The organism is Erwinia tracheiphila (assembly GCF_021365465.1).
Classification (GTDB): domain Bacteria; phylum Pseudomonadota; class Gammaproteobacteria; order Enterobacterales; family Enterobacteriaceae; genus Erwinia; species Erwinia tracheiphila.
This window is the reverse complement of record NZ_CP089932.1, coordinates 1801235-1822787: the sequence shown is the minus strand read 5'-3', so window position 1 is coordinate 1822787 and position 21553 is coordinate 1801235. Positions and strand designations below refer to the sequence as shown.

Below are 21553 nucleotides of genomic sequence, written 5' to 3'. Positions count from 1 at the left end.
AGTTATGCAAAAAAACATTGTCATCACTGGCTGTTCGAGCGGTATCGGACTGACCGCCGCTAACGATTTGCTGCAGCGGGGATATCGCGTTTTCGCTACGTGCCGCAAGCCACAAGATGTCGGGCGCATGAATCAACTCGGTTTTATCGGCATCGAACTGGATCTTAACGATCGTAACAGCGTTGCCCGGGCGGCCGAACAGATTATTAACTTAAGTAATAACAGGCTGTTCGCGCTGTTTAATAACGGCGGATACGGTGTTTACGGGCAGTTGGAGTGCATCAGCCGCGAACAAATAGAACAGCAGTTCGCTACCAACCTGTTTGGCACTCATCAACTCACTATTCTGCTGCTCCCTGCATTACGGGCAAGCGGCAATGCACGCATTATCAACACCAGTTCAGTTCTGGGAGTGATCTCGACGCCGGGCCGGGGGGCTTATGCAGCGAGCAAATATGCGCTTGAGGCTTGGTCAGATGCCTTGCGTATGGAACTGTACGGCAGCGGCGTGCGTGTCAGCCTGATTGAACCCGGCCCGATTAAAACCTTTTTTACAGATAATGTGCATCAGACACAACGGGCGCGGCCAGTAAAGAACCCTGGCATTGCGGCCCGATTTGCCCTGACACCGGACGTAATTTTACCTAAACTACATCATGCTCTTGAAAGCCGCCACCCGCGTTTACGCTATCCCGTGACGCTGGTCGCTCATGCAATGACGTTGTTGCGGCGTTTACTTCCCGGCTGGATGCTGGATCGAATTTTGCGCGGTAAACCGGCTGATAACGTCGATAAACCTTGAAGCCTCTGTGAGCGCCCCAATAAAGTAAGAACCCCTGTTGAAGAGAAGAATCCATGTCATCACAAGCTGCCATTATCAGCATTAACGAAAGCAATTTGCACCAGACCCTGGAACAGTCCATGCAGGTTCCGGTCCTGTTTTATTTCTGGTCTGCCCGCAGCCAACATTGTCAGGAACTCACCCCGCTGCTTGAGCGGCTGGCACAGGAGTATGCTGGCCAGTTTGTTCTGGCAGAACTGGATTGCGATGCTGAACCTGCTGTCGCACAACAGTTTGGCTTACGTTCAATTCCAACCGTGTATCTTTTCCAGAACGGCCAGCCAGTAGATGGTTTCCAGGGGCCGCAACCGGAAGAGGCTATCCGCACGCTGCTGCACAAAGTCCTGCCAAAAGAGGAAGAGCTTAAAGCACAACAGGGTATGCAGCTGATGCAGGAAGGCAAAATGCTGGAGGCGTTGCCACTGTTGAAAGAAGCCTGGCAGTTGAGTAAACAAAGCAGCGAAATGGGTTTCCTGCTGGCTGAAGCGCTGATTACACTCAACCGGAGTGATGAAGCGCAGGCTGTGCTGGATGTGGTGCCGTTACAGGATAAAGATACACGCTATCATGGCCTTATCGCACAGATTGACTTGTTAAAACAGGCTGCTGACACCCCTGAAATTCAGCAACTTCAGCAGCAAATTGACGCGGATCCGGACAATGCTGAACTGGCGACAAAGCTGGCTTTACAATTGCACCAGGTTGGCCGTAACGAGGAAGCGCTGGCGCTGCTCTTTGGCTTTTTAAAGAACGATTTGAGTGCAGCTGACGGGCAGGCCCGTAAAATTTTACAGGAAATTCTCGCCGCGCTGGGAACCGGGGACGCACTGGCATCGCAATATCGCAGAAAACTCTATGCGTTACTTTACTAACTAAATTAGCAACATGAATAGCAGTGCAGTTGCTGCACTGCATTGCCAGAAACAGCAATATGCACGATAGCCGAAGGGAATTTTTCGGCCAATTACATCAACAATCTGGAGGTTATATGCTGACTGTCATTCCCGTCATTATCATCCTTGCCCTTATCGTCGTCTGGTCGGGCGTCAAAATCGTGCCGCAGGGCTATCAGTGGACGGTAGAACGCTTTGGGCGTTATACCAAAACACTGCAACCCGGACTGAATTTACTGGTGCCTCTTATGGATCGTATTGGCCGTAAGATCAGCATGATGGAACAGGTGCTTGATATTCCTTCGCAGGAGATTATTTCCAAAGACAATGCCAGCGTAACGATTGATGCCGTTTGTTTCACTCAGGTTGTCGATTCGGCGCGCGCTGCCTATGAAGTGAGCGATCTGGAGCTGGCCATCGTTAATTTGACCATGACCAACATGCGCACCGTGTTGGGCTCGATGGAACTTGATGAAATGCTGTCCCAGCGCGACAACATTAATACCCGGCTGCTACGTATAGTTGACGAGGCAACGAATCCCTGGGGTGTGAAGATTACCCGTATTGAAATACGCGATGTCCGTCCTCCGGCCGAGCTGACGGCCTCAATGAATGCTCAGATGAAAGCGGAACGCACTAAACGTGCAGATATTCTGGAAGCGGAGGGCGTCCGTCAGGCAGCAATTTTGCGTGCAGAGGGAGATAAACAGGCGCAGATCCTTAAGGCAGAAGGAGAAAGACAATCAGCATTCCTGCAGGCAGAGGCGCGGGAACGCAGTGCAGAGGCGGAAGCGGCGGCAACGAAAATGGTCTCAGATGCCATTGCGGCTGGTGATATACAGGCCATTAATTACTTTGTGGCACAAAAATACACTGACGCCCTGCAGCATATCGGTACCGCCAGCAGCAGCAAAATGGTGATGATGCCGCTGGATGCCAGTAGTCTGCTGGGTTCCATTGCCGGGATTTCCGAGTTACTCAACGAAACAAAAAAAGATCGACAAAAATGACGGGCGAATTATTAGCAAATCCCTGGCTACTCTGGTTGGCGTTGGGCTGCCTGTTACTGGCCGCTGAGATGCTGGGAGCTGGCGGCTATTTGCTGTGGAGCGGCGTGGCGGCCCTGTTGGTCAGCTTTCTGGTATGGCTGCTGCCAGTCACATGGGAATGGCAGGGTATCAGCTTTGCGTTGCTTACTATCATCTCGGCCCTCGCCTGGTATCACTGGCTTAAACGCCGTTATCACTTTGAACCACGCGCCAGTCTTAATCAGCGTGGTCATCAGTACAGCGGAAGAAAATTCACGCTGGAACATGCCCTGATCGACGGAATTGGCCACGTCAAAATTGACGATGGCAGCTGGAGAGTACAGGCAAAGGAAGATTATCCCGCAGGTACTAAGGTGGTTGTGGTCACGGTTGAAGGAATAACCTTGCAGATTGAAAGAAGTATATAAATCCTGCCTGAGCATGTTCTCGCCGTAAGGTTTGTTATTATCGGGGCAGGTATATGCCCCTTAAGCCCCTCTGCGTATACCGAAGTTAATCCCGGTGAAATATCATCTCTGGTGGAGCACAAAGCGCCTGAGAGCACATTTATCTTCAAAAACGTTTTTGCACAAATCATCACCCGGCGGTGTTGTATCAAAACGATTACGGAACACCGCCTGATAACATTGACCCGCCCTGCATTAATACACATACGGCATTCACTTAATCAGGCAGATTATCTGCGACGGGGCATTACTAATTTCACCAGGGATTTATTTACGTCATAAACCTGCAAGGTACAACATGAAACTCACCAATGCAGATTGAGCAGCCTTATTACAAAGGGGAGATAAGGGCATTCAGCTTAGACAGACTGTTATGGATTATGCAGGGCGGAACACCCCTGTAAAAATCACTATATCGACATATGCAGAACTGCTGCGTGGACGAGTAAGATCACACAGAATCAGTACTGACCGCAACGCCTGAATCTCTGGGTCAAAAAATTTACGTCTGTACTGCCGCCAGGCAAATTACCTGAGTCCATCTTTCAAATCGTGATGACCTTGCAACATAAGGAACGATATCAGCACCCTTAAGCAGGCGGCTAAACCCGCAGTAAACGATATGTCCGCAAATAACAACGCACGCGACGCAGAAAACCCGTTCAGACAATATTTTTATTACTTACTCTCAGTCTGCTTTCAGGCTGTTAATTATCGGACAGTCAGCACTATCATCACCGGGACAAAGATCAACCAGTGCCAGCAGACGCTCGCGCATTTGTATTAGTCCGTTGATTTGTTTTTCAATATCAGCCACTTTATTCAGGGCGTGCGCTTTAACATCTGAGCTGTGACGTCGCGGGTTTTTAAATAAAGAAACCATTTCCCTGCACTCTTCAAGATTAAATCCAATCTGTCGTGCCTGACGTAGTAGTATGAGTTCCTCAAGATGTTTTTCAGTGTAGCAGCGATAACCGTTTTCACTTCTTTGCGGAGCAGTAACCAACCCTTTTTCTTCGTAAAAACGAATCGTTTTGCTGGTCAGCCCGGTTTTACGAGCCACATCGCTGATATTCATATTACCCCCTTACGTTAAACAGATGAGCTTTCATAACCCCCATGCCAGGTGATGAAACCCCACAAAACCATCGCTACTATATCATCACCCTGTTTCGTCAGGTTTTGGCAGGCGATTACGTATTGTATCCGCTTCAGTTAATTTGACCATTAGCGAACGCTGTCTCAGACATTCTCCGCTAACATCCAATACGGAATAATATTTCGTTATATCATACTGTTAGCCTGATACTTCAGGTAAAGCTATTTATTTTCAGCATGACAGCCACACCACAACTATCGCAAAAGTGGAAAACAGGTTCAGCACCAGTATGCGGCCTGCTGAATGACGGTAACTGGCGCGGAGCCCGAATCCGTCATGCTCACTTTTTCATCAGGGAAGTTTTGCTCGATCTGCATTCTCCCCCATGCAGCCTCATGATTTCTTGTGACTGAAAGCGCCACGCATTGGTAAATATCAACCAGGCTCCCCCGCCTATTTTCTGGCTGAACGCTCTTTCATGTGGGCATCTGTTTTTACGTTTCGATGGCGCGTTGTAATGCAGATAAAATGACTTTGACACCTGGTTGTCCGTGACAGCGTACCTGCTCCCGGAGACTCCATGCAGTGGCTGGCCCTTAATTCCCGTTTCAGCCAGATGTCACTTTACATAACAAGGCGCGGCACTCTGCCGATAAAATCCCAGTCCAGAGATGAGAGACGGTAAACCGGGTATTCTGAAAACTGGCAGCGGTCACAATAATAACGATGCACGTTAAGGCAGAGAAAACAGCTTCAACACTTGAACATTCATGGACGATCAATAGTGGAGTGCTATTTCGCCCAGCTATTTATTGTGAAATCGAAAGAATTCACAGATTGCTTTACGCCCAAAAGCAATCAAGCAATCAAGCAATCAAGCAATCAAGCAATCAAGCAATCAAGCAATCAAGTTTAAAAGCATAAAATTTCATTTAAAGAAATCACATTAAAACGTAATAAAAAAGCACCCTTTGATAAAAAATAAAATAGCAAAAACCAGTTCGGTCTCATGGTATCTGAATAAAAAAATATAAAAAAGCCGACACGCAGGGATCGGCGGGGAAAACAGCATATTGACCCTCCCCTTACGGGAAGGTTTAATTTTATGTCTGTCAGAGTACAGACCAAAGAATGGGGGATTTATGTCACATACTACCGTCCTTACGCTCACAGGCCTGTCCTGCGGCCACTGCATTAAAAGAGTCAAAGAATTTCTCGAAAAGCGAGACGATGTAGGACACGCTGAGGTCAGCTTCAGTGAAGCACGCATCCTTAGTACGGCAAGTGCACAAGCCCTGATTGCCGTGGTTGAGCAAGCTGGCTATCACGCTTCTCAGACAGAAGAAAACCCGCTCCCAAAGTCTGAGCCACTGACGGTACCAGACGTCGCGCCGGAAGCGCTGGAAGTGGACCTTAATAAGCTTCCGGCACAGTCAGAAAACAGCGCTAATTTAATTATTGACGGCATGAGTTGTGCCAGCTGCGTGACGCGTGTCGAACAAGCCCTGACTGCTGTGCCCGGCGTTAGCCGTGTGCGAGTGAACCTGGCTGAACGCACGGCTCTGGTCACGGGTGATGCCGGAGCAGGCGCATTAATTGAGTCCATACAACGTGCGGGCTACGATGCAGAGATCGTTGAAGACGATCGACAGCGCCGTAAAAAACAGCAGCAGGCCGCTGACAAGGCCATACGTCGTTTCCGCTGGCAGACTGCGCTGGCACTGGCGCTGGGCGTTCCTCTTATGATCTGGGGAATGGTCGGCGATGGTATGGTACTGACCGAGAGTAATCGTACCCACTGGCTGCTGTCAGGCTTTTTGACGCTGTTGGTGATGGTGGTTTCAGGGGGACATTTTTATCGTAATGCCTGGCGCAGCCTGCTGAAAAAAACCACGACCATGGATACTCTGGTGACGCTGGGAACCACTGCCGCATGGGTTTATTCAACGATAGTCACCTTGTGGCCTGCCGCTTTTCCGCCAGCATCCCGCCATCTTTACTACGAAGCCAGCGCAATGATTATTGGATTAATTAATCTCGGTCATATGCTGGAGCAGCGGGCGCGGCAGCGCTCCTCGCAGGCGCTTGAACATTTGCTGGATCTGACCCCGGCAACCGCGAGAGTGGTCACCGAGGGCGGCGAGAACATAATCAGATTAAGTGACGTCACGCCCGGCATGACGCTGCGACTGGCCACCGGCGACAGGGTTCCTGTGGATGGTATGATCGTTCAGGGTCGGGCATGGCTGGATGAAGCCATGTTAACCGGCGAACCTATGCCACAAGAGAAATCCACGGGCGAAAATATACATGCAGGCACCGTTGTGCAGGACGGTAGCGTATTATTTATCGCCAGCGCTGTCGGCAAAAACACCACCCTGTCGCGCATCATCAATCTGGTGCGCCAGGCGCAGAGCAGTAAACCCGAAACAGGCAGGCTGGCCGACAGGATAGCCGCTGTTTTCGTGCCGGGCGTGTTAATCATCGCCATGTGTAGCGCATTAATCTGGTATCTGCTTGGTCCCGCACCTCAGCTTGTTTACACGCTGATGGTTGCCATGACGGTTTTAATGATTGCCTGTCCCTGCGCACTGGGCCTTGCCACTCCGATGTCGATCATCGCGGGAGTCGGGCGGGCTGCGGAGGCCGGTATTTTGATTCGTGATGCGGATGCGTTGCAACGCGCCAGCAGCCTCGATGTATTGGTTTTTGATAAGACGGGCACCTTAACCGAGGGCGCGCCGCACATTGTCGATATCACCCTGTTTGACGATATGACTGAATCGCAGGCGCTCAGTTGGGCTGCCGCGCTGGAGCAAGGCTCACAGCATCCGCTGGCCTGCGCCATATGTCATCGCGCAGAGGGCATTGACCTGCCTGAAATCAGTCAGTTCCGCACCCTGCCCGGTCAGGGTGTGAGCGGTAATATTGGTGAAACAGCCCTGCTGCTTGGCAACAGTATGCTGCTGTCACAACAGAATATTGCTATTACGGAAGCAGCCGCACAGATAGCCACCCAGTCAGCCAAAGGTATTACGCCTGTGTTACTGGCTGCAAACGGCAAAATAAAAGCGGTGTTTTCAGTGCGCGATCCGCTACGAGACAGCAGCATAACAACGTTGAAACGACTGAAAAATCGTGGTTATCAACTGATGATGTTAACCGGTGATAACAGGGCCACTGCTCTTGCTGTCGCGCAGGAAGCCGGAATTGAAAAGGTCATTGCTGATGTTCTTCCTGAAGGTAAGGCTGAGGCCATTCGCAGATTGCAACAGCAGGGGTTTCGGGTGGCAATGATTGGTGATGGTATTAACGATTCACCTGCGCTGGCCCAGGCTGATGTAGGTATTGCTATGGGTGGAGGCAGTGACGTAGCCATTGAAACGGCTGGTATGACGCTGATGCGCCACGATTTGACCGCGCTTGCTGATGGTTTGGCGATAGCGAAAGCAACGTTGCGTAACATGAAACAAAATTTGCTGGGCGCTTTTATTTATAACGCTCTGAGCATTCCCGTTGCAGCCGGGGTGCTCTGGCCTTTCACCGGCACATTACTCAGTCCGGTTGTTGCAGCGGCCGCAATGGCGTTGTCGTCAGTGACCGTGGTAAGCAATGCTAACCGGCTTCTCCGCTACCGGCCCCCAGCCATTGCTTAAGTGCGTTTCGCCTGGTCCTCTGTCAGCTTTAGCGCTAGCATGATGTAATCATGACTAAGGCGGAAAGTATGGCAAAATTATTTGAAAAACTGGCAAGCCTGCTGCACAAAATCTCGCCGACCCACTACGCCTGGCCTGCTGAAGACATCACTCTGGGCCAGCGACACTTTCACATGGTCGGCAGTATTCACATGGGCACACCCGACATGCGCCCGTTGCCAGCCAGGCTGTTGTCAAAGCTGGAGCTGGCCGATGCGCTTATTGTTGAAGCAGACATCACCTCCGGCGTTTCACCTTTTGGCGCAACTGAATTCTGTATCCCGCTGGCAGAACGCTTTTCAAAGGAGCATATCGACGAGCTTTACCGTCGCTGTGATGAAATGGAAATAGACGGAGAAGGAATAGATACCCTTCCCGCCTGGCAAATTGCACTCATGCTTCAGGCACAACAGGCACAACGTCTCGGGCTTAACGCCAGCTGTGGGATCGATTATCAACTGTTAACGGCAGCGCACTCACAGCAGAAGAAAATCATCGAACTGGAAGGCCCGGAAACCCAGCTGGCATTGTTAAAGGCGCTGCCGGATAACGGGCTTTCGCTACTGGAAGACACGCTTACACACTGGCATACCAATGCACGCCTGCTGCAAACTATGATCGGCTGGTGGCTGGAAAGCCCACCGTCGCACAGCCAAAATACAATGCCGACAACGTTTAATAAATCGCTTAACGATGTACTGATGTTGCAACGTAACCAGCGCTGGTGCCAGCAACTGTCTCATTTGCCACCGGGTAACTATGTCCTGGCCGTAGGTGCACTGCATCTTTATGGTGAAGGTAATCTGCCCACCTTGTTAAGGAAAGGATGAAAAAGCACCGTTGCAGATATGCCTGCGGAGAAGCCATCCTCCTGTTGCCCATCTCTTTAGCAAACGCGGTTCATCTGCGGCTGGTCTGCCAGAGAATAACTTCACCAAACCTTTGCGCAGCGTGGCTGTTCCCTGCATGGTGGCGTAACGATTCACATCTCAACGTGCTGATGGTTACAGTTTCAATTTGCCATGACCGCATTCGATAATATTATTCCACTGTTTAGTTGAACATCTGGAAGGTAACACGCCGCATTTTTGAGTAGCGCGAGCCTGAATATCAGCATTCTGCCTGTATCGATAAGGCGTGGGAGCTGCTATTTTTTCACGTTATAAATGGTCAATACTGACAACATTAAGCAATGAAACCTTAACTGATGCCGTATTTGCAATACCAACAAACTCCACACAGCATACTGGGATATCGACATTCGGATAGATTATGGTTAGCGTTAATGGAAGAAAAGGTAGTAAGGTTTATCAGGACGACGAACGGTGCGGCTAGCGCTTTAAAAAAGCCGCCAACATCGTCAGCCTGTCAATAGAAAGTGTAACAGTTATCCTGCCGATGCTGCAAGATTGTGTTAGGCAGACTGCATTCAGGCCAGCGCTTTTTCATTCGCAGTCATCCGCTTACAGAGAGATATTCACCAGGACCCGCCTTATGACACCAGCTGTAAAACTCCTTGAAGAACAGAAAGTCAGTTTCCGACTGTATACGTATGAACATGACGCCAGTGAAACACATTTTGGCGACGAAGTCATATCAAAGTTAAATCAGGATGCGAGGCGCGTGTATAAGACGCTATTAGTGGCGCTGAACGGGGATAATAAAACGCTGGCGGTGGCGATGACGCCGGTGGACGGGCAGTTAGATCTTAAGCAGGTTGCAAAGGCGCTGGCGGTGAAAAAGGTTGATATGGCCGATCCGAAAATCGCACAGCGAACCACCGGCTATTTGCTCGATGGGATAAGCCCACTCGGACAGAAAAAACGTTTACCCACGGTCATTGATGACTCTGCGTTAGGGTTTCCAACTATTTTCATTTCTGGCGGCAAGCGGGGTCTGGAAATAGAGCTGGCACCGCTGGTCCTGTCGCAACAGTTGAATGCCACCTTTGCCACTGTATCCAGGCAACATTGAACTCCTGCCCGGCTCCGGGTTGCCCGTCATTGCCAACAGCCTGTCGATCATCCAGCATCCGGCAGGTCCCGGTGAACTTCTGCGAGACCAGATAACATCCACCGGAATGCGTTGTGGCCAGCCCTCGATTGGTAATTCACATAACAGCTGATGTCCAAACTGTTTCACCAGCCAGCGAGGCAATACGCCTGAGTAAAGTGTAGTGGCACACTGAATTTGTCCACCTGGGCAGAGGTGATATGCTCACCTCAGAACAGCACAGGTACTCCAATGAAAAGAAGAAACTTCAGGCCTGAATTCTAACGCGAATCCGTTCAGCTGGTTGTCGATCAAAATTACACCGTCTCTGACGCAGCTATGGATGTGCTTCTTTCCACGATGACAAAATGGGTAAAACAATTGCGTGATGAGCGTCAGGGCAAAACACCAAAAAGCCACTCCGATAACACCAGAACAAATCGAAATACGCGAGCTGAGGAAAAAATACAACGTATTGACATGGAAAATGAAATTTTAAAAAAGGCTACCGCGCTCCTGATGTCAGACTCCCTGAACAGTTCTCGATAATCGGGAAACTCAGGACGCGTTACCCTGTGGTTATTCTCTGCCATGTGTTCGGGATTCATCGCAGCAGCTATAAATACTGGAAAAATCGTCCTGATAAACCAGACGGCAGACGGACTGTATTACCAGGCCAGGTGATTGAGCTGCATAGCATCAGCCACGGTTCGGCTGGAGCAAGAAGCATTGCCACCATGGCAACCCACAGAGGCTATCAGATGGGACGCTGGCTTGCCGGGAGGCTCATGAAAGAACTGGGACTGGTCAGTTGCCAGCGGCCGACTCACCGATATAAACGTGGTGGTCATGAACATGTTGCTACCCCTGACCACCTTGAACGGCAGTTCGCAGTGACAGAGCCAAATCAGTTGTGGTGTGGCGACGTATATGCGGACAGGAAAATGCCGGGTATATCTCGCCGTTGTTCCCGACCTGTTCGCGAGAAAGCCAGCAGGCTGGGCAATGTCGTTCTCACCAGACAGCCGACCCACCATGAAAGCGCTGGAAATGGCATGGGAAACGCGCGGCAAGCCAGCCGGAGTGATGTTCCACAGCGATCGGGGCAGTCATTATACGAGCAGGCAGTACCGTCAGGTACTGTGGCGATACCAGATCAAGCAGAGTATGAGTCGACGTGGAAACTGCCGGGATAATAGTCCGATGGAGCGCTTCTTCAGGAGTCTGAAGAACGAATGGGTGCTGGTGGCGTGTTAAATAAATTTCAGCGATGCAGCCAACGCAATAAGGGACTATATCGTTGAGTATTACAGCGCGCTCAGGCCGCATGAATATAACGGTGGGTTGCCACCAAACGAATCAGAAAACCGATACTGGGAAAACGCTAACGCAGTGGCCAGTTTTAGTTCACCACGACTTAGCAGAATTACAACACGTTTTGCGTAACGCAGCAGAATTATTTATATTTACCGCGGTTTTGATTAAACCCGTGCCCGTGGCAACCACACTCACGGCAATCATCACTGACATCCACCCGGACGGAGAAAGGACTCATGGCCCGTAATATTGCACCCGGATACTGTATCGTTGAAAGGCAGGGATCGCTGGATAATCAGGCGCGGCAACTGTTCAGGGATGTTCGTTCCCCTGCTGCCAGCCTCTTTATGAAACTCAATGCGGATACACCTTATCTGAAGCCGGGACAGATTCTGATTGTGGCCGACCCCGACACCCCCGCCTCCCTGACCGCGCATATGCTTACCACGCTGCGACAGACCAAAAATGCCACCAGTGCGACCCTTATCGGGGTGGACGCTGATGACGCCGGGTTTATGCAAAGACATGACGGCACCATTGCCGCGCTGACCGGCATCGGGGAAAAAGTCTTCAGCACCGCCGGGGACGCCGGTGAAAAATACTTCAACAGCATTGAGCAGACGCTTAAAAAAATTGAGGCCAGCTATCAGAACCAGTTCCGCACACAGGGAACGCTGATCAGCCAGCAGTTTTTCGTTGAACGTAATCAGCTGCTCAATCAGCTGAAGGAGCTGGTTAACAAACCGCTGTTAAAATCGCTGGCTCGCCATACGGTTAAGTTCCGACAGTATGAAAGCATGAAACGGGCGTTAAACCTCTCCAGCAAGTCTATTGTGCATGAATGGTCAACGGCCGGGATGAGTGGTATTCCGGGCTATTCATATTATGTCGGTAATGCGGCAAAAGCAGCGCGTTTCCTTAAGGCAGGGGGGTATATTGGTATTGGCTTTTCATTTTTAGACACCACAAATGAAGTGGCTAATGCCTGTTCGAAAGGACGTGAAGGAGAATGCGGGAAAATCGCGTTCAGGAAGTATTCAACGTTTGCGGCGGGAACTGCTGGAGGGATGGTGGGTGGTGCCTACGGCGGAGCATTTGCTATGGGTATTTGTGCCGGCATAGGTATAGTGACTGCTGGTGTTGGGGGTGTTGCATGTGCAACTGTCGGTGGAGTAGCTGGTGGCTCTTTAGGAAGTGCGGGCCTTGGCACTGTAGTCAATAAATTTATAGATTTTTATGATAACTAATAAAATTATAGCTAGCCTGGGTTTATATTTCGCGCTTTCTGGTAGTGCAATGATATTTTTGTCTTTCTTAATATATGCAGTTAAAATAAAAGACTATTATGACTTGATAGCGTGCTACAAGAAGCGATTTCAGTTTCCTGTCCCAAGCTCATTTCATCATATGATTGGTTTCTTTGGTGCTTTTATTGTAATACGTTTCTTTATTAAGCTATCTCATAAAAAAAACATTTTATTTATGAGACATGATGACCCGGCATATTCTTTTTTTGATGATACGGACATTCAATTAAAAACATGGATGAGAATTTATTTTTATCTGTGGCTTACAGCGACTGTTTTTTTTATTTTTGCGGTAGCCCTAGGTTTGCTTTTACCATAATTATCCTGATAGCCCTTACAGGAAGGGCCACTTCTATCAGAACTTTTTATCCATCTCCAGCTCAACATCAAGCATCGACAGACACCCATCGATAAACCCTTCAGCCATCTGAAACTCTAACCACGACTTAGCAGAATTACAACACGTTTTGCGTAACGCAGCAGAATTATTTATATTTACCGCGGTTTTGATTAAACCCGTGCCCGTGGCAACCACACTCACGGCAATCATCACTGACATCCACCCGGACGGAGAAAGGACTCATGGCCCGTAATATTGCCCCCGGATACTGTATCGTTGAAAGGCAGGGATCGCTGGATACCCAGGCGCGGCAACTGTTCAGGGATGTTCGTTCCCCTGCTGCCAGCCTCTTTATGAAACTCAATGCGGATACGCCTTATCTGAAGCCGGGACAGATTCTGATTGTGGCCGACCCCGACACCCCCCTGACCGCGCATATGCTTACCACGCTGCGGCAGGCCAAAAATGCCACCAGTGCGGCCCTTATCGGGGTGGACGCTGATGACGCCGGGTTTATGCAAAGACACTACGGCACCATTGCCGCGCTGACCGGCATCGGGGAAAAAGTCTTCAGCACCGCCGGGGACGCCGGTGAAAAATACTTCAACAGCATTGAGCAGACGCTTAAAAAAATTGAGGCCAGCTATCAGAACCAGTTCCGCACACAGGGAACGCTGATCAGCCAGCAGTTTTTCGTTGAACGTAATCAGCTGCTCAATCAGCTGAAGGAGCTGGTTAACAAACCGCTGTTAAAATCGCTGGCTCGCCATACGGTTAAGTTCCGACAGTATGAAAGCATGAAACGGGCGTTAAACCTCTCCAGCAAGTCTATTGTGCATGAATGGTCAACGGCCGGGATGAGTGGTATTCCGGGCTATTCATATTATGTCGGTAATGCGGCAAAAGCAGCGCGTTTCCTTAAGGCAGGGGGGTATATTGGTATTGGCTTTTCATTTGCCGGAACGACGAATGATGTGGTCAATGCCTGTTCGACAGGGCGTGAAGGCGAGTGTAGAAAAGTGGCTTTCAAAGAATATTCAAACTTTGCTTTTAGCACAGGTGGGGGTATGGTTGGTGGTGCCTGGGGCAGCAGCACTATGATCGGGATTTGTGCCGCAGTCGGTGTTGCTACAGTAGGAGTTGGCGGTGTAGCATGTGCGGCAGTCGGATCTATAGCCGGAGGCTACGTTGGTAGCGTAGTTGGTGAAAAAGCAGTCAACCTGTTTTTGGAGTAAATCGGTGATTGAACTTATATTAGCCAGGACAGGGTTATTCTTTGGATTGTTTGGCAGTGCGCTTATTTTTTTATCATTTTTTCTCTATCTTCCTAATAAAAAGAATTATGAGAAATTAGTTTCACTTTTCAAGAAAAAATATATATTCCCTGCACCCAACTCATTTAATCATATGATTGGTTTCTTTGGTGTATTTCAGGTTAGCAGATTTTTTATCCAGTTAAGCAAGAAAAAGAAAATTTTCCTCCTCGAACGGAATGATCCTGCTTATGATTTTTTTAAAGAGAATGATTTAAAGATTCAATCATGGATGAGATATTTGTCGTTAATGTGGATGGCTGCAGGTTTTCTTTACCTGATTAGTCTATTACTTTCCGTTATCTTGTATTTCACCAGATTATGGTATTAGTTTAGAACAACTGCCCACCGATATGTGGGCAGTTGTTCTAAATTCCCTCATCCATCTCTAACCGTACATCAAGCATCGACAGACACCCATCGATAAACCCTTCAGCCATCTGAAACTTTAACCACGACTTAGCAGAGTTACAACACGTTTTGCGTAACGCAGCAGAATTATTTATATTTATCGCGGTTTTGATTAAACCCGTGCCCGTGGCAACCACACTCACGGCAATCATCACTGACATCCACCCGGACGGAGAAAGGACTCATGGCCCGTAATATTGCCCCCGGATACTGTATCGTTGAAAGGCAGGGATCGCTGGATACCCAGGCGCGGCAACTGTTCAGGAATGTTTGTTCCCCTGCTGCCAGCCTCTTTATGAAACTCAATGCGGATACGCCTTATCTGAAGCCGGGACAGATTCTGATTGTGGCCGACCCCGACACCCCCCTGACCGCGCATATGCTTACCACGCTGCGGCAGGCCAAAAATGCCACCAGTGCGGCCCTTATCGGGGTGGACGCTGATGACGCCGGGTTTATGCAAAGACACTACGGCACCATTGCCGCGCTGACCGGCATCGGGGAAAAAGTCTTCAGCACCGCCGGGGACGCCGGTGAAAAATACTTCAACAGCATTGAGCAGACGCTTAAAAAAATTGAGGCCAGATATCAGAACCAGTTCCGCACACAGGGAACGCTGATCAGCCAGCAGTTTTTCGTTGAACGTAATCAGCTGCTCAATCAGCTGAAGGAGCTGGTTAACAAACCGCTGTTAAAATCGCTGGCTCGCCATACGGTTAAGTTCCGACAGTATGAAAGCATGAAACGGGCGTTAAACCTCTCCAGCAAGTCTATTGTGCATGAATGGTCAACGGCCGGGATGAGTGGTATTCCGGGCTATTCATATTATGTCGGTAATGCGGCAAAAGCAGCGCGTTTCCTTAAGGTCGGGGGGTATATTGGTATTGGCTTTTCATTTGCCGGAACGACGAATGATGTGGTCAATGCCTGTTCGACAGGGCGTGAAGGCGAGTGTAGAAAAGTGGCTTTCAAAGAATATTCAAACTTTGCTTTTAGCACAGGTGGGGGTATGTTTTGCTCAGAGCCTTCCCCATGATGACCCGTAAAAGCATCGATACCATCCTGCTCTCCGTTGCCGCGGATAAGCTCTCTAAGCGTGAATGGGACTGGATGAAGATGCTCAAACCCATGGACCCGCCGCCTGTTATGGTCGCCAGGCCTATACTGGAGCGCCGGGGCGACACCGCCGCGCTTGCCCGTCTGCAGACAACTGAAGCTCAATCTGTCCCGTGCTGGACCTCCTTCCTGGATGCCGGCGGGCTGTGTGATATCGAGGTCGGGCACGTCACCAAAATGCTCGCCTGCGGCACCCGTATCAGCGGCGTGAAGGAATATGGCTGCGATAATCCCGGGTGCCGGCATGTCAGATACATCACCAACGCCTGCCACAGCCGGGCCTGCCCCTCCTGCGGGAAAAAGGCCACCGTCCTGTGGATTGCCGCCCGGCTTAACCGTCTGCCGGACTGCGACTGGATACATCTCGTCTTCACCCTCCCCGATTCGCTGTGGCCCCTGTTTGAGGTTAACCGCGGGCTGCTCAACGACCTCTGCCGGCTGGCCGTCGATAACCTGCTGTTTGCTGCCGGAAAACGCGGGCGGGATATCGGTATCTTCTGCGCCATCCATACGTACGGCCGGCGACTCAACTGGCATCCCCATGTGCACGTCTCCGTCACCTGCGGCGGTATCAACGAGCACGGAAAGTGGAAAAAAATCAGCTTCCGTAAGAATGCCATGCGCGCCCGCTGGATGTGGAATATCCGGCAGCTGTTGCCGGACGTCTGGTATGAAGGCGTTGCGCTGCCGCCTTCCCTGAGCCACATCACCACCGAATCACAGTGGCACAGCCTGGTGCTGACCGCCGGAGGCGATTACTGGCACGTGTACATGTCAAAAAAGACGGCCGGTGGCAAAAACACCGTGAAATACCCGGGCCGCCACCTGAAAGAACCGCCTGTAGCGGGCTCCCGGCTGGCACACTACGCCGGCGGAGCCACGCTGAGCTTCCGCCACCATGACCACAACACCGGTGAGCAGGCGACGGAAACGCTGACGCGGCATGACATAGTGGCACGGCTGTAACAGCACATCCCGGAGAAGTTCTTCCGGATGGTGCGCTATTTTGGTTTTCTGGCCAACAGGGTGTGCGGAGAAAAGCTGCCGGTGGTCTGCAGCGCGCCGGGGATGGAAAAGCCGGAGCCGGTGGCAAAGGTGTGCTACGCGCAGATGAGTAAGCAGTTCATGCGGCGTGACCCGTTTGAATGCGTGTTGTGTGGAGGGCGTATGGAGTACCGCCGCGCGGTGGCAGTCCTGAGCGTACAGGGGCTGAAAACCCACGCGCGGGAGATCGGCCTGATGAGGTACATCACGGGCTGATGCAGGGAAGATCCGCGTGTTATTCGCTGTCAGCCTGAAAAACGACCAGAAAAAGCCTGAATTATCAACAGCGCGCAGCTCACCGACTTATCCGATGCTATACAAAGCAGGGCATGGTTAAATTTCAACCACCTCATACTGGGGCAGAAATAGTTTCAATTTCCTATACGTCAAGCGCATGGTTATTAGATTTTGTCGCTATCCAGGTGTCCAGCGCCGCAATGATTCTTCCATAAGTTACATCACCGAACACTTCACAATCACCAAACGCTAAGTCGATATGCTTTATGTCCGGTAGCTGTGGTCACTTAATTTCTGGCGTTGTACTTTCGCTTCAAGGTCAGCACGATAACTCTCCAGAGCCAAATGTACAGACTCAGCTCTCAGACCTTCCCCCCATTTCCACCGCTTTCTCACGCGCAAGTTGAATCGCCAGTTCCGGCCATTCACCCAATTTACGCCCTTTCAGCCCCATTTTCTTAGGGAGCTCCGCATAAAATGTAACCTTACCGACCTTAATGAAATCGATGCGTAAATAGCTCTCTTTTTCGTACTTAGATCGCCGGAATTGTCGCTGGTGCTTGGGTATAGTTTTTGCTGCCGTAACACAGATTCGTATGTGTGAGTTTGTGTATGGTGGCTTGCATCCCTCCCAATACTCTAAAACGCTCAAAAAATCGTCATTATTGGGCTTTTCGGGGCTCTGTGTTACAGTGCGCGGCATTGAAATTCCTTATCCTATGGCCCATCGCGAGACAGGCTCGCACATGAGGGTTTTTAGGGTGATGATTTTCGGTCTGTGTTGCGGTTTTGTGTTACGCAAGTGAGTGTATCAGTGTTTTTTATACTGTACAAATACGGGTCTTCCCCTGTTGTGGTGGCGCACACTGCCAATCAAGTATAATCCTCTTGACTTGCGCTTATCCTCAGGAGGTCTTAATGCGCCCTACATCCCTTAACCTGACATTACCTTCGTTACCTCTACCCTCATCTTCGAATTCAATTTCAGCCACAGACATTCAATCTCTTGTAAAAATGTCGGGTGTGCGCTGGGTGAAAAACAACCAACAACTCTGTTTCCACGGGACTGACCTTAAAATCTACAAGCATCTTGAAGCTGCTCTCGATAAGATCGAATCCACAGACACTGGACGTACTCTTTTGAACTGTATTGAATTAACATCCCGACTCAAATCAGAAAAACTGGCAATACATCTCGATTCTGCTGAGTTAGGGGTGATAGCACACTGCAATACGGATGCTGAAAACTCCCGAGGAACTGGCTCCGACTTTCACTGTAATCTGAATGCAGTTGAATATCCCTGCGCGCAAGGAATTAGCCTGGTAGACTTTCATGCGTGCATTGTTTTCCATGAACTTCTCCACGTTTTCCACAATTTAAATGGAGAGCGCCTGAAAGTTGAGAGTTCTCAACCAGAATTACAAACACACTCCCCACTTTTACTCGAAGAAGCCAGGACTGTTGGGTTGGGTGCTTTTTCTGAAGAAGTTCTTTCAGAAAATAAATTTCGTGAAGAGATTGGGATGCCCCGCAGAACATTCTACCCGCACGATTCATCTCTCATTCATGATGACAATACAGTGACTCAGGGATTCCAGCGGAAAAAACTACATCCGTTACTTTAGCTACGTTGCTTATATGAGGACTCATCTGCATATATGGATGAAAAATCGCTATACGCCCACATTCTCAACCTGTCCGCCCCGTGGCAGGTTGAATCACTTTCCCTTGATGAAAATACTGGCTCTGTCACCGTTGTTGTCGGGATCGCCAAAAATTCACTGCTAATCTGCCCGACATGCAGGCAGCAATGCCCTGTTCACGATCACCGCCACCGCAAATGGCGTCATCTTGATACCTGCCAGTTCATGACTGTCGTTGAGGCGAATGTCCCCCGGGTCATGTGTCCAGACCATGGATGCCAGACGTTACCTGTTCCGTGGGCCGGAGCTGGTAGCCGATATACGTTATTGTTCGAATCATTCATCCTTTCCTGGCTGAAAATTAGCACGGTTGATGCGGTAAGAAAGCAACTTAAGCTTAGCTGGAATGCCGTTGACGGCATTATGACCCGGGCAGTTAAACGTGGTCTTGCGCGAATAAAAAAGCCGCTATCAGCCCGGCATATGAATGTGGACGAAGTTGCGTTCAAAAAAGGGCACCGGTACATCACAGTGATATCAGATCGTGAGGGACGAGCGCTGGCATTAACGGATGATCGGGGAACAGAAAGTCTTGCCAGCTATCTTCGCACCCTCACCGACAGTCAGCTGCAGGCAGTCAAAACGTTCTCAATGGATATGAATGCCGGATATATCAGAGCGGCACGCATCCATCTTCCGGGCGCCGTAGAGAAAATAGCCTTTGACCGCTTCCATGTGGCAAAACAGCTGGGTGAAATCGTTGATAAGACACGGCAGAACGAACATCCCCGACTTCCGGTTGACAGCCGCCGTCAGGCAAAAGGAACCCGCTTCCTGTGGCAATACAGTGACAAATGGATGACAGAGCCCCGACAGGAAAAACTGGCATGGCTGAGAGAACAGATGCAACTGACCAGCCAGTGCTGGACACTGAAAGAGCTGGCGAAAGATATCTGGAACCGCCCCTGGAGTGACAAACGACGTGCAGACTGGTTGCAGTGGATAGCACTGGCGAAAAGTTGCGATGTGCCGGTAATGAGAAATATGGCAGGAACCATCACAAAAAGGCTGTACGGAATACTTAACGCCATGCGGTACAGCGTCTCAAATGGTAATGCCGAAGCGCTGAACAGCAAAATAAGGCTGCTGAGGATAAAGGCCAGAGGCTATCGAAACCGGGAGCGATTTAAACTGGGGGTGATGTTCCATTACGGGAAGCTGGATATGACGTTCTGATCCTCCCACCATGATTGGGGAAGACCCACAAATACACAGATAGTTAATCATGATAAGGAATACAAACATCATATAACCAGTTGATTATATAAGATAAAAAAGGCAAGTGATTGAAGTGGCTTTACTAATTACAAAACGCTGTATCAATTGCGACATGTGCGAACCAGAATGTCCCAATCAGGCGATTTCAATGGGCGATAGCATTTATCAGATCGATATTAACCGCTGCACAGAATGCGTAGGGCATTATGATGCGCCTACCTGTCAGCAGGTCTGCCCTATCGTGAACACCATTATTACTGACCCGAACCATATCGAAAGCAATGCGTTGCTGTGGGAAAAATACGTATTAATGCACCATATCGGGTCTTAACAGAGGCCAGGACAAAGGATGGTTACACAGGAGACAGGCTTTCAAGAATTACTGTTGCGCAGGCATAACAACGTTCGTCTGTCAGGGTAACGTGCGCATGCGTAACGCCCAATCGTTCTGCCAGTTCAGCAGCATACTGTAAAAAACGAAGCCCCGGTTTTCCAAATGCATTGTTGTAAACTTCAAACTGATTAAAAGCCAGGCCGCCGCTAATGCCCGTACCAAAAGCTTTCGCTGCCGCTTCTTTTACCGCAAACCGTTTAGCAATAAAACGTATGGGCTGCCTGTGAGCACTGTATTGCGCATACTCATTTTCACTAAGTATGCGTCTGGCCAGTCGGTCACCGGAACGAGACACCATGCCTTCAATACGGGCGATTTCCACAATGTCAGTACCCAGACCGAGAATTGCCATCAGCGTCTGGCTTCCTGCATCAGCTGTTTCATGTCTTGCACAGCACTGGCCAAACCACTCATCACCGCTCGGCCAATAATGGCGTGTCCAATATTCAGTTCGTGAATCTGAGGCAGGGCCGCAACAGGCTGAACATTGTGATAGGTCAGGCCGTGGCCCGCATTCACCTTCAGTCCTTTGCCATGAGCATATGCAGCTGCATCCCTGATCCGTCTGAATTCAGCATCACGCTCGCGGCCCTCTGGCGCGTCGGCATAAGCACCCGTGTGAATTTCAATGTAAGGAGCGCCGGAAGCCATGGCCGCATCGATCTGTTGGTGATTTGCATCAATAAAAAGTGAGACTAATATTCCTGCTTCTGACAAACGCGACACGGCAACAGTAATCTTGTCGAGCTGCCCAGCCACATCCAGCCCGCCTTCAGTGGTGACCTCTTCACGTTTTTCCGGTACCAGACAGCAAAAATGTGGCTTAATATCGCAGGCAATGTCCAGCATCTCATCCGTTACTGCCATCTCAAGGTTCATTCGGGTCTGTATAGTCTGACGAAGAATACGCACATCCCGGTCAGTGATATGACGACGATCCTCACGAAGATGTACCGTGATGCCGTCAGCTCCCGCCTGTTCGGAAACAAATGCTGCCTGCACGGGATCAGGATAGTTTGTACCGCGAGCATTGCGAACGGTTGCAATGTGATCGATATTGACGCCCAGTAATAAGTCGGCCATGACATACCTCAGAATTAAACTTTGTTTTGATGGGTTACATTTTTTCACATCACG

The 21553-nt window shown here is 49.9% G+C and carries 17 protein-coding genes and 5 pseudogenes; 16 read left to right on the top strand and 6 right to left on the bottom strand.

Going from position 1 to position 21553, the window contains the following annotated elements:
* The first annotated feature begins 4 nt into the window (after positions 1-4).
* From LU633_RS09575 to LU633_RS09560, 4 genes are all read left to right on the top strand, one after another.
* Positions 5-802, top strand: a complete 798-nt coding sequence (locus tag LU633_RS09575; RefSeq protein WP_016192226.1) for an SDR family oxidoreductase — start codon at positions 5-7, stop codon at positions 800-802.
* Between the two features lie 53 nt (positions 803-855).
* A complete protein-coding gene (locus tag LU633_RS09570; protein ID WP_016192227.1) occupies positions 856-1713 on the top strand; it encodes a co-chaperone YbbN in 858 nt (285 codons plus the stop codon).
* Between the two features lie 116 nt (positions 1714-1829).
* On the top strand, positions 1830-2744 hold the full coding sequence (locus LU633_RS09565) for an SPFH domain-containing protein (RefSeq protein WP_016192228.1): 915 nt from the start codon (positions 1830-1832) through the stop codon (positions 2742-2744).
* Entirely contained in the window at positions 2741-3190 is a 450-nt protein-coding gene (locus LU633_RS09560) for an NfeD family protein (protein ID WP_016192229.1), read from the top strand. The genes LU633_RS09565 and LU633_RS09560 overlap by 4 nt, the downstream gene beginning before the upstream one ends.
* A gap of 727 nt (positions 3191-3917) precedes the next feature.
* Here the strand turns inward: LU633_RS09560 and cueR are convergent.
* Positions 3918-4307 (bottom strand): Cu(I)-responsive transcriptional regulator, encoded by a 390-nt coding sequence (cueR, locus tag LU633_RS09555; RefSeq protein WP_016192230.1) that lies wholly within the window; start codon positions 4305-4307, stop codon positions 3918-3920.
* A 1163-nt stretch (positions 4308-5470) separates the two neighbouring features.
* Between cueR and copA the strand changes: the two genes are divergently transcribed.
* From copA to ybaK, 3 genes are all read left to right on the top strand, one after another.
* Complete coding sequence (gene copA, locus LU633_RS09550; protein ID WP_016193059.1) at positions 5471-7984, top strand: copper-exporting P-type ATPase CopA; 2514 nt, start codon at positions 5471-5473, stop codon at positions 7982-7984.
* Between the two features lie 68 nt (positions 7985-8052).
* Complete coding sequence (locus tag LU633_RS09545) at positions 8053-8853, top strand: TraB/GumN family protein (protein WP_016193060.1); 801 nt, start codon at positions 8053-8055, stop codon at positions 8851-8853.
* Positions 8854-9517: 664 nt separating this feature from the next.
* Entirely contained in the window at positions 9518-9997 is a 480-nt protein-coding gene (gene ybaK / locus LU633_RS09540; protein ID WP_016193061.1) for a Cys-tRNA(Pro)/Cys-tRNA(Cys) deacylase YbaK, read from the top strand.
* A 30-nt stretch (positions 9998-10027) separates the two neighbouring features.
* Here ybaK and LU633_RS09535 read toward each other — a convergent pair.
* Positions 10028-10183: pseudogene (locus LU633_RS09535) on the bottom strand (LysR family transcriptional regulator); the annotation flags it as partial.
* Positions 10184-10315: 132 nt separating this feature from the next.
* Here LU633_RS09535 and LU633_RS09530 point away from each other — a divergent pair.
* A pseudogene (locus tag LU633_RS09530) lies at positions 10316-11461 on the top strand (IS3 family transposase).
* Positions 11462-11568: 107 nt separating this feature from the next.
* Complete coding sequence (locus LU633_RS09525; protein ID WP_016193065.1) at positions 11569-12579, top strand: hypothetical protein; 1011 nt, start codon at positions 11569-11571, stop codon at positions 12577-12579.
* A gap of 415 nt (positions 12580-12994) precedes the next feature.
* Here LU633_RS09525 and LU633_RS09520 read toward each other — a convergent pair whose 3' ends face one another.
* Positions 12995-13189 carry a hypothetical protein gene (locus LU633_RS09520; RefSeq protein WP_040465919.1) on the bottom strand — a complete coding sequence of 65 codons (195 nt, stop codon included), beginning with the start codon at positions 13187-13189 and terminating at the stop codon, positions 12995-12997.
* Between the two features lie 32 nt (positions 13190-13221).
* Here LU633_RS09520 and LU633_RS09515 point away from each other — a divergent pair, with 32 nt between their 5' ends.
* The 4 genes and pseudogenes from LU633_RS09515 to LU633_RS09500 all read left to right on the top strand — a co-directional run bounded on the left by LU633_RS09515 (position 13222) and on the right by LU633_RS09500 (position 17079).
* Complete coding sequence (locus LU633_RS09515; protein WP_046372375.1) at positions 13222-14214, top strand: hypothetical protein; 993 nt, start codon at positions 13222-13224, stop codon at positions 14212-14214.
* Between the two features lie 673 nt (positions 14215-14887).
* Complete coding sequence (locus LU633_RS09510; protein ID WP_016193072.1) at positions 14888-15739, top strand: hypothetical protein; 852 nt, start codon at positions 14888-14890, stop codon at positions 15737-15739.
* Positions 15736-15915, top strand: a pseudogene (locus LU633_RS09505) (hypothetical protein); the annotation flags it as partial. The gene LU633_RS09510 and the pseudogene LU633_RS09505, both read left to right, overlap by 4 nt.
* Positions 15904-17079, top strand: a pseudogene (locus LU633_RS09500) (IS91 family transposase). The pseudogenes LU633_RS09505 and LU633_RS09500, both read left to right, overlap by 12 nt.
* 166 nt (positions 17080-17245) lie before the next feature.
* Here the strand turns inward: LU633_RS09500 and LU633_RS09495 are convergent.
* Positions 17246-17803: pseudogene (locus LU633_RS09495) on the bottom strand (recombinase); the annotation flags it as partial.
* Between the two features lie 215 nt (positions 17804-18018).
* Here LU633_RS09495 and LU633_RS09490 point away from each other — a divergent pair.
* The 3 genes from LU633_RS09490 (at position 18019) to LU633_RS09480 (ending at position 20353) form a co-directional block, all read left to right on the top strand.
* Entirely contained in the window at positions 18019-18726 is a 708-nt protein-coding gene (locus LU633_RS09490) for a M91 family zinc metallopeptidase (RefSeq protein WP_046372137.1), read from the top strand.
* Between the two features lie 33 nt (positions 18727-18759).
* Positions 18760-19980 carry an ISL3 family transposase gene (locus tag LU633_RS09485; protein ID WP_046371929.1) on the top strand — a complete coding sequence of 407 codons (1221 nt, stop codon included), beginning with the start codon at positions 18760-18762 and terminating at the stop codon, positions 19978-19980.
* A gap of 115 nt (positions 19981-20095) precedes the next feature.
* Positions 20096-20353 carry a YfhL family 4Fe-4S dicluster ferredoxin gene (locus LU633_RS09480; RefSeq protein ID WP_016193075.1) on the top strand — a complete coding sequence of 86 codons (258 nt, stop codon included), beginning with the start codon at positions 20096-20098 and terminating at the stop codon, positions 20351-20353.
* A gap of 22 nt (positions 20354-20375) precedes the next feature.
* Here the strand turns inward: LU633_RS09480 and acpS are convergent, their stop codons facing one another.
* Positions 20376-20768: a holo-ACP synthase gene (acpS, locus tag LU633_RS09475; RefSeq protein ID WP_016193076.1), complete on the bottom strand. Its 393-nt coding sequence runs from the start codon at positions 20766-20768 to the stop codon at positions 20376-20378.
* Complete coding sequence (gene pdxJ / locus LU633_RS09470; protein WP_016193077.1) at positions 20768-21499, bottom strand: pyridoxine 5'-phosphate synthase; 732 nt, start codon at positions 21497-21499, stop codon at positions 20768-20770. Before pdxJ ends, acpS begins: the two co-directional genes overlap by 1 nt.
* Positions 21500-21553: the final 54 nt, after the last annotated feature.

What these genes read in the sequence shown, in the direction of transcription:
- LU633_RS09575 (WP_016192226.1), top strand. Translation starts at nt 5, where the DNA reads ATGCAAAAAAACATTGTCATCACTGGCTGTTCGAGCGGTATCGGACTG.
- LU633_RS09570 (WP_016192227.1), top strand. Translation starts at nt 856, where the DNA reads ATGTCATCACAAGCTGCCATTATCAGCATTAACGAAAGCAATTTGCAC.
- LU633_RS09565 (WP_016192228.1), top strand. Translation starts at nt 1,830, where the DNA reads ATGCTGACTGTCATTCCCGTCATTATCATCCTTGCCCTTATCGTCGTC.
- LU633_RS09560 (WP_016192229.1), top strand. Translation starts at nt 2,741, where the DNA reads ATGACGGGCGAATTATTAGCAAATCCCTGGCTACTCTGGTTGGCGTTG.
- cueR (WP_016192230.1), bottom strand. Translation starts at nt 4,307, where the DNA reads ATGAATATCAGCGATGTGGCTCGTAAAACCGGGCTGACCAGCAAAACG.
- copA (WP_016193059.1), top strand. Translation starts at nt 5,471, where the DNA reads ATGTCACATACTACCGTCCTTACGCTCACAGGCCTGTCCTGCGGCCAC.
- LU633_RS09545 (WP_016193060.1), top strand. Translation starts at nt 8,053, where the DNA reads ATGGCAAAATTATTTGAAAAACTGGCAAGCCTGCTGCACAAAATCTCG.
- ybaK (WP_016193061.1), top strand. Translation starts at nt 9,518, where the DNA reads ATGACACCAGCTGTAAAACTCCTTGAAGAACAGAAAGTCAGTTTCCGA.
- LU633_RS09525 (WP_016193065.1), top strand. Translation starts at nt 11,569, where the DNA reads ATGGCCCGTAATATTGCACCCGGATACTGTATCGTTGAAAGGCAGGGA.
- LU633_RS09520 (WP_040465919.1), bottom strand. Translation starts at nt 13,189, where the DNA reads ATGATTGCCGTGAGTGTGGTTGCCACGGGCACGGGTTTAATCAAAACC.
- LU633_RS09515 (WP_046372375.1), top strand. Translation starts at nt 13,222, where the DNA reads ATGGCCCGTAATATTGCCCCCGGATACTGTATCGTTGAAAGGCAGGGA.
- LU633_RS09510 (WP_016193072.1), top strand. Translation starts at nt 14,888, where the DNA reads ATGGCCCGTAATATTGCCCCCGGATACTGTATCGTTGAAAGGCAGGGA.
- LU633_RS09490 (WP_046372137.1), top strand. Translation starts at nt 18,019, where the DNA reads ATGCGCCCTACATCCCTTAACCTGACATTACCTTCGTTACCTCTACCC.
- LU633_RS09485 (WP_046371929.1), top strand. Translation starts at nt 18,760, where the DNA reads ATGGATGAAAAATCGCTATACGCCCACATTCTCAACCTGTCCGCCCCG.
- acpS (WP_016193076.1), bottom strand. Translation starts at nt 20,768, where the DNA reads ATGGCAATTCTCGGTCTGGGTACTGACATTGTGGAAATCGCCCGTATT.
- pdxJ (WP_016193077.1), bottom strand. Translation starts at nt 21,499, where the DNA reads ATGGCCGACTTATTACTGGGCGTCAATATCGATCACATTGCAACCGTT.